This window comes from Acinetobacter sp. YH12108, from assembly GCF_013419055.1.
Lineage (GTDB): Bacteria > Pseudomonadota > Gammaproteobacteria > Pseudomonadales > Moraxellaceae > Acinetobacter.
The window spans coordinates 184,589-197,834 of the sequence record NZ_VPAW01000002.1 but is presented as its reverse complement, the minus strand read 5'-3'; the positions used below and the strand labels follow the sequence as shown (position 1 = coordinate 197,834).

Annotated in this window: 11 protein-coding genes and 1 pseudogene; 7 read left to right on the top strand and 5 right to left on the bottom strand. The window is 41.9% G+C overall.

Annotated elements, in window-relative coordinates:
- The first annotated feature begins 38 nt into the window (after positions 1–38).
- Positions 39–677 carry a LysE family transporter gene (locus tag FTU46_RS02445; protein WP_159124496.1) on the top strand — a complete coding sequence of 213 codons (639 nt, stop codon included), beginning with the start codon at positions 39–41 and terminating at the stop codon, positions 675–677.
- 5 nt (positions 678–682) lie between these two features.
- On the opposite strand, the gene FTU46_RS02440 is transcribed toward FTU46_RS02445, so the two are convergent.
- Entirely contained in the window at positions 683–883 is a 201-nt protein-coding gene (locus FTU46_RS02440) for a hypothetical protein (protein ID WP_005236199.1), read from the bottom strand.
- Between the two features lie 126 nt (positions 884–1,009).
- Positions 1,010–1,258: a hypothetical protein gene (locus tag FTU46_RS02435; RefSeq protein WP_004784054.1), complete on the bottom strand. Its 249-nt coding sequence runs from the start codon at positions 1,256–1,258 to the stop codon at positions 1,010–1,012.
- A 459-nt stretch (positions 1,259–1,717) separates the two neighbouring features.
- Between FTU46_RS02435 and FTU46_RS02430 the strand changes: the two genes are divergently transcribed.
- Complete coding sequence (locus tag FTU46_RS02430; protein WP_180104265.1) at positions 1,718–3,118, top strand: serine hydrolase; 1,401 nt, start codon at positions 1,718–1,720, stop codon at positions 3,116–3,118.
- Between the two features lie 65 nt (positions 3,119–3,183).
- Here FTU46_RS02430 and ahpF read toward each other — a convergent pair whose 3' ends face one another.
- A complete protein-coding gene (gene ahpF / locus FTU46_RS02425; protein ID WP_005236514.1) occupies positions 3,184–4,749 on the bottom strand; it encodes an alkyl hydroperoxide reductase subunit F in 1,566 nt (521 codons plus the stop codon).
- 233 nt (positions 4,750–4,982) lie between these two features.
- Here ahpF and FTU46_RS02420 point away from each other — a divergent pair, with 233 nt between their 5' ends.
- Together FTU46_RS02420 and FTU46_RS02415 are read left to right on the top strand one after the other, a co-directional pair.
- Positions 4,983–5,201 carry a DUF1653 domain-containing protein gene (locus tag FTU46_RS02420; RefSeq protein ID WP_180104264.1) on the top strand — a complete coding sequence of 73 codons (219 nt, stop codon included), beginning with the start codon at positions 4,983–4,985 and terminating at the stop codon, positions 5,199–5,201.
- A gap of 43 nt (positions 5,202–5,244) precedes the next feature.
- On the top strand, positions 5,245–5,835 hold the full coding sequence (locus tag FTU46_RS02415; RefSeq protein WP_180104263.1) for an O-methyltransferase: 591 nt from the start codon (positions 5,245–5,247) through the stop codon (positions 5,833–5,835).
- A 16-nt stretch (positions 5,836–5,851) separates the two neighbouring features.
- On the opposite strand, the gene FTU46_RS02410 is transcribed toward FTU46_RS02415, so the two are convergent.
- Both FTU46_RS02410 and ahpC read right to left on the bottom strand, forming a co-directional pair.
- Positions 5,852–6,058: a KTSC domain-containing protein gene (locus FTU46_RS02410; protein ID WP_004784043.1), complete on the bottom strand. Its 207-nt coding sequence runs from the start codon at positions 6,056–6,058 to the stop codon at positions 5,852–5,854.
- A 294-nt stretch (positions 6,059–6,352) separates the two neighbouring features.
- Positions 6,353–6,916 (bottom strand): alkyl hydroperoxide reductase subunit C, encoded by a 564-nt coding sequence (gene ahpC / locus FTU46_RS02405; protein ID WP_004784041.1) that lies wholly within the window; start codon positions 6,914–6,916, stop codon positions 6,353–6,355.
- A gap of 362 nt (positions 6,917–7,278) precedes the next feature.
- Here ahpC and hrpA point away from each other — a divergent pair, with 362 nt between their 5' ends.
- From hrpA to FTU46_RS02390, 3 genes and pseudogenes are all read left to right on the top strand, one after another.
- Entirely contained in the window at positions 7,279–11,199 is a 3,921-nt protein-coding gene (hrpA, locus tag FTU46_RS02400) for an ATP-dependent RNA helicase HrpA (protein ID WP_180104262.1), read from the top strand.
- 30 nt (positions 11,200–11,229) lie between these two features.
- Complete coding sequence (locus tag FTU46_RS02395; protein ID WP_004784039.1) at positions 11,230–12,339, top strand: beta-ketoacyl-ACP synthase III; 1,110 nt, start codon at positions 11,230–11,232, stop codon at positions 12,337–12,339.
- 14 nt (positions 12,340–12,353) lie between these two features.
- A pseudogene (locus FTU46_RS02390) lies at positions 12,354–13,112 on the top strand (1-acyl-sn-glycerol-3-phosphate acyltransferase).
- Positions 13,113–13,246 lie beyond the last annotated feature (134 nt).

Sequence of the window (13,246 nt, the reverse complement as noted above, 5' to 3'; positions counted from 1 at the left end):
AAGTTATAATAGTTTTTTTACCATTTGATCTTTTTTAAATGTCCTTGCTTTTTACCATCTGTTTTCTGCATTTTGTTGCTCAATTAAGCCCGGGTCCTGACATTTTACTTATCGCAAAAAGTGCTGCTTCTACGACACGTATGAATGCCTTAAAGGTGATTGCCGGAATTTCAGCGGGGATCGTGGTTTGGGTGATATTGACGCTAGCTGGCTTTACCGTACTGATCGATCAGTTTCCCTGGATTCAGCAAGTATTGATGGTCATCGGTGGGCTATTTTTGGCCAAAATGGGCTGGGCCATGCTAAAAAGTGGCTGGCAAAGTTTTCAGAACAGACATCAAACTCAAGATGATTTAAATACGGTAGAAGCACCAAAAAGTTATTTTATGCAGGGTTTATTGACTAATCTGTCGAATCCTAAAACCCTGATCTATTTCAGTAGCGTATTTTCACTTGCACTGAGTTCATCAGCTTCTGATTATTTAAAAGCGCAACTGGCAGTGATTATTCCGCTGCAAACATTTATCACTTTTACTTTACTGATGCTGTTAATTTCCCATCCTAAAATTAAAGAGGCTTACCAGCGATCAGGAAGTTATATCGATATGATTTCAGGCGGATTATTCCTGATTTTTGCAGTCTGGTTATGGTATGACGCGCTAGTTCTAATGAACTAAAAATCTTAATTTGATGGAGTGACAGAGGAGTTTTCGTTAGAAAGCTGCTGTGCAGCGGAAGCGTCAGAAACTGGATGATCCTGTTTCTGCACTGGAGACTGATAACGATTCGGTTTAAGGGTGGCCTCAGTATTTTCCGAACCCTGATAACTGCGACTGCGATTGGCACGCTCACGTAAGCCGCCTTTTTTAATTAACTGAACCATTTTCATCTCTCACTGCAAGATGACTTATTGTAATTCAAATTTTCTATTCTGGCAGCGTTTCATATTCAAGTTAAAAACGCATAAAAAAGACCTGATCCAAGTCAGGTCTTGCTGGAGGATAAAAAATTAGCGCGGACGTTTATTATCTTGTTGCAGCACATCAAATAAAGACGACTGAGCTGGCACTTCCTGCTGCTGTGACTGGATATAAACATGCATTACCTTGAACGCGATTGCAGTAACCAGACAGGCCACCAGACATAAAATCCAAAAACCATAAGGGCTGCGAATATTATGTGAGCCACAGGCATGACATTCTTTTTGGCCAGCTTCCACAACTTTATCGCAGCACGCACAGTGATATTGATAGTACATTGCTAAGCTCCATTACATTTCTGATATTTTTTTTGTTATCTTTCACGGACTTATATTTCAGGTCTGCATGTCATGTTAATGATGCAATTAGACGCTGACAAGTCATATAACAAAAAGTTACCCAAGTCTCAGTGAGGAAAACAAATAATAATTGGCTAAGTACATAACATCATTAAGTTATTCCGAGAAATTTCTCTGGAATAATTAACTATGCTATCTATCAATTCATAAGCAATTTTTGAACCAGTTCGAGTGGAGCTTAAGAACAACAAGTATAAAATGGGAAATAGACAGGGCAAAAACTTGGATGAATTGATCTGCCCTAAAAAATAGAATGATATGGAATATATTTTGCTTATTTTTTAACTATTCGTTGCACTGTATTAAGTCTATAAAAATGTTTAATTTCAATAATTTTTATGAAAGTGCATTATAAACTTAAGGAACAATACTGATCTCATGAAGAAAATATCACTGTTTTTATCATCCTTGCTCTATATGAGCAGTCTTTATGCACAATCGGATATTGAAAAGGAAGTTATTGCCCAGTTTCAGCAGGATTTTAATGCGCAAAATTATGCAGCAATTTTTGAAAAGTTTTCACCTGAAGCGAAAAAGGCAATTCCTTTAAATATGTTTGAAAAAGTCTCTAAAGACTTGCAGCAGCAACTCGGCACAATCCAAAGTATTGAGTATATAGAGTCTAAAGGCAAAGAGACTGCAGTCTATAAGGCCAACTTTGAAAAAGATCGTCTGAAACTCAGCATGAGTTTGAATAATGATCAACAGATTTCCGGCCTTTTATTTACGCCCTATATCGAATCTACCGCAGCAAATAATAAGACAGTCAATGCTATTCAAGGCTATCCAAAAGCGATTGCAGAGAAAATTTATCAGGTTACTCGTACTTTTCCAGAACAAACTCAAGTAGCGATAGCGGTATTAGATCAGGACAAACCCCATTACTATGGAGTACAGAAGCATAAGGACAAAATCCAGGCCAAGGCCAATCAGGATAAAATCTTTGCAATTGGTTCTCTGACCAAAGTGATGACATCAACCATATTGGCTGAACTGGTGACACAAAATAAAATTAAACTGGATGACAAGATTAATCCTTATTATGCCTTTCCATTCAAGGACAATATCCAGGTTCGCTTTCAGGATTTAGCCAATCATACGTCTGGACTGCCACGACTACCGAGTAATTTGGAAGTAGATGATGATACTGATCCATATAAGGAATATGATGCAGCTAAACTGGAAGAATATTTAAAAAATTCCTTAGAGCTTGAACATGCAAATAACAGTGGAAAAGTGCCACATTATTCTAATTTGGCTGTGGCTTTATTGGGACAGAGTTTGAGTCAATCGCAAAATAAGGATTTTGCTGAGTTACTCAATGAATATGTCTTTAAAAAGTATGGGATGAAACATAGCTATACCTCGCCTGATCAAGCAGCTAAGCAACTTGTGTCTGCATTTGATGCCCAAGGAAAAGAAATCACCACCTGGGCATTTGATACCTTTTTACCTGCGGGCGGTGTACTCTCTACAGCTTCAGATTTAACCAGATTTGCACAAGCTCAACTCGATGCAAAAAATGCGGCAGTACAATTAACTCAGCAAGCAACCACAGAACAAGCAGGTAGCTACCAATTGGGATTGGGCTGGTTTGTGCGAGAACAGGAAAATGGCACCAAAATCATCTGGCATGGGGGAAATACCGCAGGGCATTCTGCTATTTTGATGATTGATTTAAACAAGAAAAAGGCAGTGACGATTTTAGCCAATGTCGCTGCTGTACATCCTGAAATGGGAAATATTGAAAAACTGGCAGCTCAACTCTTACAGGAATAAATCAGCTTTGAGATAGTAAAAAGCCCGCATTGTGCGGGCTTTTTTTAATTCATGAATTTTAAGGATTACTGACCAGAACGGATGATGTAGTCGAAGGCAGATAATGATGCTTTGGCACCTTCACCAGTCGCGATGATGATCTGCTTGTAAGGAACAGTGGTACAGTCACCTGCAGCAAACACACCTTTGACATTGGTTTCATTGCGCTCGTTAATCATGATCTCACCACGGTTAGTTAGCTCAACATCGGTTCCTTTCAGGAAGTCGGTGTTTGGCAACAAACCGATCTGAACGAAGATCCCAGCCAACTCAACAGTGTGCTCTTCATCAGTTGCACGGTCTTTGTATTTCAACGCTGTGACTTGTGAACCATCACCGATCACTTCGGTAGAAAGCGCATTTTTGATTACGGTGGTGTTTGGCAAGCTGTTCAATTTATCTTGAAGTACCTGATCCGCACGCAGTTTTGTATCAAACTCAACTAGCGTTACATGCTCAACAATACCCGCAAGGTCGATCGCAGCTTCTACACCCGAGTTACCGCCACCAATTACCGCTACACGTTTACCTTTGAACAATGGACCATCACAGTGTGGGCAGTACGCTACACCACGAGTTTTGTATTCTGCCTCACCTGGAACATTCATTTCTCTCCAGCGTGCACCAGTAGACAGAATCACGGTTTTAGATTCAAGTTTCGCACCATTTTCTAAAGTTACTTCTACCAGACCATTCGCTGTACTATCTGCACCTTTGATATCTGAGACACGTTGCAGATTCATGATGTCAACACCGTATTCACGAACGTGTGCTTCCATTTCAGCCGCAAATTTTGGACCTTGGGTTTTTTGCACTGACGTATAGTTTTCAATGTCCATGGTATCCATGACCTGACCGCCCATGCGTTCAGCCACGATCCCAGTTTTGATGCCTTTACGTGCTGCATAGATCGCTGCAGTATTCCCTGCAGGTCCACCACCAATCACCAACACATCAAATGCATCTTTGGCATTTAGTTTTTCAGCATCTTTGGCTGCGGCATTGGTATCCAATTTGGCAATGATTTCTTCCAGTGTCATACGACCCTGACCGATATGTTCATTGTCCTGGAAGACCATTGGTACGGCCATGATTTTGCGTTCTTCCACTTCGTCCTGGAAGAAAGCCCCATCAATCATGGTTGCTGTTGTACCCGGGTTATAGATAGCAATCAGGTTCAATGCCTGAACAACATCCGGACAGTTATGACAGCTGAGTGAGACAAATACATCAAAGTCAGATTTGATCCCTAAGCCTTTAATCGATTCCAGAACTTCCGCAGAGACTTTTGGTGCATAGCCTGAAGTTTGCAGCAATGCCAGAATCAGGGAAGTAAACTCATGGCCCATCGGCAAGCCTGCAAAGAACACACGAGGCTGTTCACCGGCTTTTGCCACACCAAAGCTTGGTGCACGTTTGTTGGTACCATCAAAACGCGCAGTGACTAAATCAGAAAGTTGCGCGATTTCCTCAACCAGTTCTTTGATTTTGGCTGATTTGTCAGAGCCATCCAGAGTTGCCACTAATTCAATCGGGCCTTCCAAACGTTCAAGTAGTGTTTTTAATTGAGCTGAAGTATTTTGATCTAACATTGCTAACGTCTCCAAAGGAGTAAGAATTCATTCGATAAGTAGATACTAAGCTAAATCGATAAATAGATAAAACAGTTTGTTCTTATAAATTTGATCGGTTTTGCAAATGTATTGAAAAATTCATGATTAATTTCAAGCTTATATATGGGTGCTTAGCATGAATTTTCAAGTAGTTTAAAGTGTGATTGGTCTTTTTCAGTTAAGATTGGAATTCTGCATTTGAGAGTTGAACGATGGAATTACAACGCGGTATTTATCAACATTATAAGGGTAAACTTTATCAGGTCCTGCATGTGGCAACACATAGTGAAACGGAGGAAAAGCTGGTGGTTTATCAATGTCTTTATGGTGACTATTCGATTTGGGTTCGACCGCTATCCATGTTTACGGAAAGTATTAATACCAGTGATAATCGTGAAGTAGAACGCTTTAAATTGGTTCAGGCACTTTAATCAATCCATAAAAAATTTATTTAGATAACCTCAGGGAAGAGCAATGAATCAATTACAACATTTTGAAAGTTTCATGCAGGAGCTGTATAAGACCTTTCATGCGCATGATCTTCAGCAAACTGAACGTCTGCAACGCTATCGAAATATTGAGCCTGAATCAGGCCGATTTTTATCATTACTCATTCGTGCCCAGCAGTCCAAACGTATTCTGGAAATTGGGACTTCTACAGGCTATTCCACTTTATGGCTGGCCGAAGCTGCCCGGCAGACTCAAGCGATGATTACAACATTAGAAATAGATGCAGAAAGAGTTGCGCAGGCCGAGCAGTATGCAAATCAGCTAGGCTTAAAGGATTTGATTGATTTTAAAGTGACAGATGCCTTGTATTATCTGCAAGCTGAGCAGGACGTATTTGATTTTATATTGTTAGATGCGGAACGTGATGCTTATGTGGATTATTGGACCCATTTGGCCCGATTGCTCAAGCCAAAAGGTGGAGTATTGCTGGTGGATAATGTGATTTCACATGCTGCGGAAGTAGAAGAATTTGTTCAGCTGATCCAGCAGGATTCACGTTTTATCATGAGTACATTGCCGATTGGAGCTGGCTTACTCATAGTGACTTATCGTTAAGCAGAAATTAGTTAAATTAAAACAGGCAAACTCGGTCGAAATGTAAGTTGTATTCAAGATATTTCTGTACAAAGGCCATTTTATCTTGTCGTCTTAACAGGTTGTCATAAACAAATTCGGGAACAGGATGGTAGAGCTCTATATCGCCATTGCTATAAATGATTTTCAGGTGGCGGCTAGAAGGACTATAAGCCCATGAGATCACGGTTAGCAGTTTTTGCATACGTTTTCCTCCACTGAATATTATTATCTTATGTCTTGAACTTATGCCAACTGACATTGAAGATGTATAACTGAATTGTAAGCATAAGTAGGGGATTGTTATGGAGAGGATGCAATATGCATGCCTGATTTTTATATGATCTTTAAAGTGAAAAATAAAGATTTGGCAGGATGGCTTTAGATAGAAGAAAAAGGAAAATAAAACGTTTGGCCAATAGAGCAATCAAATAAATGTTCAAATAAAAAAACCACGCTAAAAGCGTGGTTTTTTTAAATCAGTTCAATCTAATACAGATTAGATTTTACCAACTAGGTCGATTGAAGGAGCAAGAGTTGCGTCGCCTTCTTTCCATTTAGCTGGGCAAACTTCGCCTGGGTGAGCGTGTACATATTGAGCTGCTTTAACTTTACGAAGAAGTTCTTGAGCATCACGACCGATACCGCCAGCGTTGATTTCAACGATTTGGATTTTACCTTCTGGATCGATCACGAAAGTACCACGGTCAGCAAGGCCGTCAGCTTCGATTAGTACGTCGAAGTTTTTAGCAAGAGTCCAAGTAGGATCGCCAACCATTACGTATTGGATTTTTTTGATTTCTTCAGAAGAATCGTGCCAAGCTTTGTGAGTGAAGTGAGTGTCAGTAGAAACTGAGTAGATTTCAACGCCTAATTTTTTGAATTCTTCGTAGTTGTCAGCAAGGTCGCCAAGTTCAGTTGGGCAAACGAAAGTGAAGTCAGCTGGGTAGAAGAATACTACAGACCATTTACCTTTAAGGTCAGCTTCTGTTACTTCGATGAATTTACCATTTTGGAACGCAGTTGTTTTGAACGGTTTAACTTCAGTATTAATTAAGCTCATCATTGTCTCCATGATTGAGGTTTGTATTTAATTTCCGATAGGGTACAGAAATTATTTTTCTTGCTGAAACAGTATTTTTACATAACATACATCGGAAAAACCGAATTAAGCTAAAAATAAAACACCATCAGCACAAACAGCATTGCTCTTGATATAAATGATTCAACCGTAGAATGGTGAATACATCATGACAAGACTCACCCCGATTTAATGCCTCTTCAGACATGATGCCGCAAGCAGTAAAATTCAAGGGCAAAAATTAAAAAATTATAAAAATATTCAAAATGGCTGTTCTTTCGCTTAGGGGCAATACAGCGTAAAATAGCTGCCTATTGTCTTTTTTTATATCAGGTGTTTTCTCAGTGCAGAGTCCTTTAAATGTAGATCAGCTCGTTATGGCGCGTGACCGTCATCGTTTAAATCGACTCCAAAAAGGTAAAGATGCCAACCAAAAGCAATATCAAGAATTATTTGAAAAATCGCATGCCAAAGTCATGCAGCGTATCGAACGCATTCCCAATATCAAGCTGAATCAGGATCTGCCTGTTACCCAGTATGCAGACAAGCTGATTGAAGCGATCCAGCAACATCAGGTCATTATTGTGGCTGGTGAAACCGGTTCCGGTAAAACTACGCAATTACCACAAATCGCCATGCTGGCAGGTCGAGGCCTGACTGGTCTGATTGGCCATACCCAGCCACGTCGTCTAGCTGCGCGTAGCGTCTCACAGCGTATTGCAGAAGAAGTTGGCGAGAAACTGGGTGAATCAATTTCCTTTAAAGTCCGTTTTAATGAACAGGGCTCACAGGATTCGATCGTCCGTTTGATGACGGATGGTATTTTATTGGCAGAGTTGGCCAATGACCGGTTCCTGACCAAATACGACACCATCATTATTGATGAAGCCCATGAACGCTCGCTGAATATCGATTTCATCATGGGTTATCTCAAGCAGCTGTTGCCGCGTCGTAAAGATTTAAAAGTGATCATTACCTCGGCAACGCTGGACGTAAACCGTTTTAGTAACTACTTCAATGGTGCGCCGATCTATGAAGTGGAAGGACGTAGCTATCCGGTAGAAGTGCGTTATCGTCCAATTTCTGAAATGAGCATTGTCGGCAGTGATGACGACGAGTTTGATGATTTTGAAGAAAATCTGCCCCGTGCAGTGGTTGCAGCAGTAGAAGAATGTTTTCAGGATGCACAGGAAAAAGGTCATCCGGAACATGCTGATATCCTGATTTTTGCCAGTACCGAACAGGAAATTCGTGAACTGCAGGAAACCTTGATCAAGCATGGTCCACGCCATACTGAAGTACTTCCTTTGTATGCGCGTCTGGCACTGGCTGAACAGCAAAAAATCTTTAATCCATCGGGCGGCGGTCGACGGATTATTATCGCCACCAACGTAGCAGAAACAGCATTAACTGTTCCGAATATTCGTTATGTGATTGATAGCGGTTTTGCCCGTATTTCCCGTTATAACTATCGTTCACGGGTGCAGCGTTTACCGATCGAAGCGGTTTCTCAAGCTGCTGCCAATCAGCGTAAAGGCCGTTGTGGCCGTATTGCGCCAGGCGTCTGTGTTCGTCTGTACAGTGAAGAGGACTTTTTAAGTCGTCCTGAATTTACCGAACCTGAGATTAAACGGACCAATCTGGCATCCGTTATTTTACAGATGCAAAGTCTGGGCCTAGGTTCACTGGAAGATTTTGATTTCATTGAGCCACCAGATCACCGCCTGGTCAATGATGGTCGCAAGCTCTTGATTGAGCTTGGGGCAATGACAGAGAAAAATCTCCCTAAAGTTGCCGACGAAAAGCAGTCGGGAACTTCTTCCCCCTTTAATAAAGGGGGAACACAAGGGGGATTAACCAAGATCGGTCAGCAAATGGCAAAAATGCCAATTGATCCACGTCTGGCGCGAATGATTCTTGGCGGTGCCCATTTTGGTGCACTGAATGAAGCTTTGGTAATTGTCGCGGCGCTGGCAGTACAAGACCCACGTGAACGTCCTGCGGATAAGCAGATGCAGGCTGATCAGAAACATGCCTTGTTCCGTGAAGCAGATTCAGATTTCCTGTTTTATATCAAGCTCTGGGATACCCTGCATAATAACTGTGAAAGTATGAGCGAAAACAAACGTCGTACTTTTGCACGGAATCATTTCCTGAGCTGGTTACGTCTGCGTGAATGGAAGAAAACTCATGAGCAGCTGGTGGATCTGGCTAAAGGCTTAAAACTGTCCTTTAATGAAAAGAAAGCCAGTTATGAAAATCTGCATCGCGCTTTATTGACTGGCTTACTGTCTTTTATTGCCAACAAGACTGATGAACGTAATGTGTTTATGGCAGTTCGTCAGCAGAAAGCACGAATTTTCCCGGCATCAACGCTGCACAAAACCAATACCCCATGGGTGATGGCTTTTGAAATGGTTGAAACCTCACAAGTGTATTTACGGACTCTAGCGAAAATTGAGCCGGAATGGATTCTGCTAGCTGCGCGTGACTTGCTGAAACATCATTATTTCGAACCGCACTGGTCGAAAAAAGCGGGTGTAGTCAATGCCTATGATCAGATTTCGTTATTCGGTCTGATCATCGAGCCGAAACGTCCGGTCAATTATGAGAAAGTGGATCAGCCAGCTGCACATGAAATCTTCCTGCGTGATGCACTGACTACTGGCAATCTCGGTATTAATCCCCCATTCCTGAAGCATAATCTGCTGAAACTGGAAGAAGTGGAACGGGTCGAAGACAAACTGCGCCGTCGTGATCTGGTGGTGGATGAAGAAACCATTTACCAGTTCTATGCCTCCAAAGTACCACCAGAAGTGGCGAGTCGCCGCAGTTTTGAAGACTGGCGTGCCACGGTAGAGCCACATGATCCACGTTATCTGTTTATTGATGATGATGCACTGTGGCTGAATGATCGTCCAACCACACAACAGTTTCCGGATTATTTACGTAATGGTGAATTGCGTCTGGCGACCAGCTATCGTTTTGACCCAAGTCATGATGAAGATGGTGCAACGGTTAAAATTCCGCTGCAGGCTTTGCCGCAGGTCGATGAAAATATCTGGTCATGGGGGGTTCCAGGCTGGCGTCTGGAACTGATCGAAGCTTTATTAAAGACTTTGCCTAAAGATAAACGCCGTAGTCTGGTGCCGATTCCAGATACTGCGAAAAAGCTGGCAGCCCGTATTGATGCGGTAAATTTACGTGAGCATATTTTCAGTTTTCTGGCTTTCCAGTTGCGTGGCGAGCAGATTACAGAAAAAGATTTTAGTCTGGATCGGGTTGAGCAATATCTCTTGCCTTTGATCAAGGTGATAGATGAAAAAGGTCACGTGATTGAACAAGGCCGTGATCTGGCCGAGCTAAAAGCCCGTTGCCGTACTGAAACTCATAGCCCGGTGAAACAGTTAAAAGGTGAATTTAAAACCTTCCCGGAAAACTTTGTCTTTGAAGCATCGCAGAAAGTGACGGGTGTAGTCGTTAAGCAATATCAGGCACTGGTTCCTACCAAAGACTTTGCTGCACTGGAACAGAAAGATGAATCTGGTGTCGTGATTCAGACCTTTAATGATCAGGCTGAAGCCGTCAAACAGCATCGTGAAGGGATCATTCGGCTGGTGCATATGCAGCTCGGAGATCTGGTGCGTCAGCTGAAAAAACAGATTTCCAAACCGCTGGCACTGGCATATTCACCGCTTGGCGATAAGGCCCAACTGGAGCAAATGTTAGTTTATGCCACACTGCACCTGTCAATTAATGAGCTGCCTGTCAATATGCAAGAGTTCCAAAAGTTGGTAGAGGATGTAAAAAAATCTTTCCTGACTCATGGCCAGACTGCACTGAAAGAAATCACGGATATTTATATCCAGTGGCAGGAAATCCGTCGTAAATTACTGGTTTTAGACCCATCTATATTTGGAAAAAATATTGATGACATTGAGGATCAGCTTGATTTGATGAATCTTTCTGACTTCGTTTATCGGAAACCTTCCGACGTATGGTCAGAATTTCCACGTTATTTGAAAGCCCTGATCTTGCGTTTAGAGCGCTTGCCAAATAACCTACAGAGGGATGATTCCGCCATTGACCAAATTGATCCGTGGATGGAAAAATTATTTAAGTTTAAAAATGACGCTCGCCTTAAAGAATTGTATTTTATGGTTGAGGAGTTAAGGATCTCATTGTTTTCTCAACCGATGAAAACGAAAACACCCGTTTCTCCAACTCGCCTGCAAAAAGTATGGGAACGTCTTGGAATCAGTTAAGATATAGGTCATTTTGAGAAGGAGTTTTACATGGGCATCCGTATTACGGGTACTGGCTTGTTCCATCCGGAAGATGTCATTACCAATGAAGAGTTAGTTGAAAGTTTAAATGCTTATGTGGAACTGTATAATCACGAAAATGCAGATAAAATCGCTGCAGGCGAATTAGATGCGCGTCGTGGTTCTAGCGCAGAATTTATTGAAAAAGCGTCAGGCGTACAACGCCGTTATGTGTCAGAAAAAACTGGCATCCTCGATCCAAAACGTTTACGTCCAAATCTACGTGAACGTTCAGATGATGAAATTTCCCTTCAGGCAGAATGGGGCGTGATCGCAGCAAAACAGGCGATGGAAAATGCTGGTGTCACTGCTGAAGATATCGATGTTGTGATCCTGTCATGTTCAAATCTGCAACGTGCTTATCCTGCGGTTGCGATTGAAATCCAGACTGCTCTGGGTATTCAAGGTTATGCGTATGACATGAACGTCGCATGTTCAGCAGCAACTTTTGGTTTAAAACAGGCTGCCGATGCCATCAAAGCAGGTGCACGTCGTGTATTGCTGGTAAATGTCGAAATTACCTCTGCACATACCGATTTCCGTTCACGTGACTGTCACTTTATTTTTGGTGATGTCGCAACTGCATCGATCATTGAAGATACTGAAACTAAAACCGGTTTCGAGATTCTGGATACATCATTATTTACCCAGTTCTCAAACAATATCCGTAATAACTTCGGCTTCCTGAATACGTCTGAAAATGCAGATATTGACGACAAACGTTTCCGTCAGGACGGTCGTAAGGTATTTAAAGAAGTGTGTCCACTGGTTGCCAAGATGATTACTGCTCAACTTGAGAAAAATCATATTGCACCTACAGATGTAAAACGCTTCTGGTTGCACCAAGCCAATGCCAGCATGAATGAATTGATTCTGAAACTGGTAGTGGGTAAAGAAAATGCCAAACCAGGTCTGGTACCTATCATTCTGAATGAGTTTGCCAATACTTCTTCCGCAGGTGTCATTATTGCCTTACATCGTACTGCAAATGAAGTTGAAGACGGCGAATATGGCGTACTGTGTTCATTTGGTGCAGGCTATTCAGTGGGTTCAATCCTGGTACAAAAACGCGTGGCGTAAGCCGGGAGTATATTTTGCAGGTCAAGCATGACGCAGCATGGATCAGGCGCTTAAGTGCCTTATCCAAACTGTATTTCACGCCTACTTTTTTAGGGGCTGAAAATATTGATGCCAGTCGACCTGCAATGTATGTCGGTAATCATTCCATGTATGGCATCTTTGATGCGCCAATGCTGATTGATTACCTGTACAATGAACATCAAGTGGCTGTGGTCAGTATTGCTGATCATAGCCATTTTTATGTGCCGCTATAGCGTGAAGCAGTGAAGAAATTTGGTGCTATTGATGGCATACAGGACTATGTCCGCTCGGCCATGCAGCAAGGCTACTCGATTCTGGTCTTTCCGGGGGGTGGCCGTGAAGTGCTGAAACGGGAAGGTGAGCAGTATCAGCTGATTTGGAAAGAGCGTTATGGCTTCCTTAAGCTGGCTCAAGAGTTTCAATACGATATAGTCCCTTTTGCTGCACTCGGCGGTGATGAAATCTATGAGATTGGATTTGATGCCAATAAGATCATTCAACATAAGTATTTTCAAAAATTATTAAAAATTCCCCAACTCAATAAATTATTACGTCATGGTGACGTGATTCCTTCCTTACCTAAAAATCTGTTTCCCAAACGCTTGCCTTTTTATTTTCAGTTTATGCCGCGGCAGCCAATTCATCATGTGCAGCACGAGAATGATCTGATTGATTTTCGTGAGTATTTACAACACAAGATCTATCAGGGGCTAGAACTGTTGGCTGACAGACGTCGGCAAGATGAAGTCTAGGTCTTTTCATCATTCCTGCTTTGCTTTACATTGAGATCGAATCGTCTAAAAAATCACCATGCTTCAATTTCTGTAATAGAAAGGAAAAAGCGATTTTAAAGGATTGAAATTCAGTAGGTCTGTAACTCAATAGG

Bases quoted from the DNA above. Each gene is read 5' to 3' on its own strand.
- FTU46_RS02445 (WP_159124496.1), top strand. From the start codon at position 39: ATGTCCTTGCTTTTTACCATCTGTTTTCTGCATTTTGTTGCTCAATTA.
- FTU46_RS02430 (WP_180104265.1), top strand. From the start codon at position 1,718: ATGAAGAAAATATCACTGTTTTTATCATCCTTGCTCTATATGAGCAGT.
- FTU46_RS02420 (WP_180104264.1), top strand. From the start codon at position 4,983: ATGGAATTACAACGCGGTATTTATCAACATTATAAGGGTAAACTTTAT.
- FTU46_RS02415 (WP_180104263.1), top strand. From the start codon at position 5,245: ATGAATCAATTACAACATTTTGAAAGTTTCATGCAGGAGCTGTATAAG.
- FTU46_RS02435 (WP_004784054.1), bottom strand. From the start codon at position 1,258: ATGTACTATCAATATCACTGTGCGTGCTGCGATAAAGTTGTGGAAGCT.
- FTU46_RS02410 (WP_004784043.1), bottom strand. From the start codon at position 6,058: ATGCAAAAACTGCTAACCGTGATCTCATGGGCTTATAGTCCTTCTAGC.
- ahpF (WP_005236514.1), bottom strand. From the start codon at position 4,749: ATGTTAGATCAAAATACTTCAGCTCAATTAAAAACACTACTTGAACGT.
- FTU46_RS02395 (WP_004784039.1), top strand. From the start codon at position 11,230: ATGGGCATCCGTATTACGGGTACTGGCTTGTTCCATCCGGAAGATGTC.
- FTU46_RS02440 (WP_005236199.1), bottom strand. From the start codon at position 883: ATGGTTCAGTTAATTAAAAAAGGCGGCTTACGTGAGCGTGCCAATCGC.
- ahpC (WP_004784041.1), bottom strand. From the start codon at position 6,916: ATGAGCTTAATTAATACTGAAGTTAAACCGTTCAAAACAACTGCGTTC.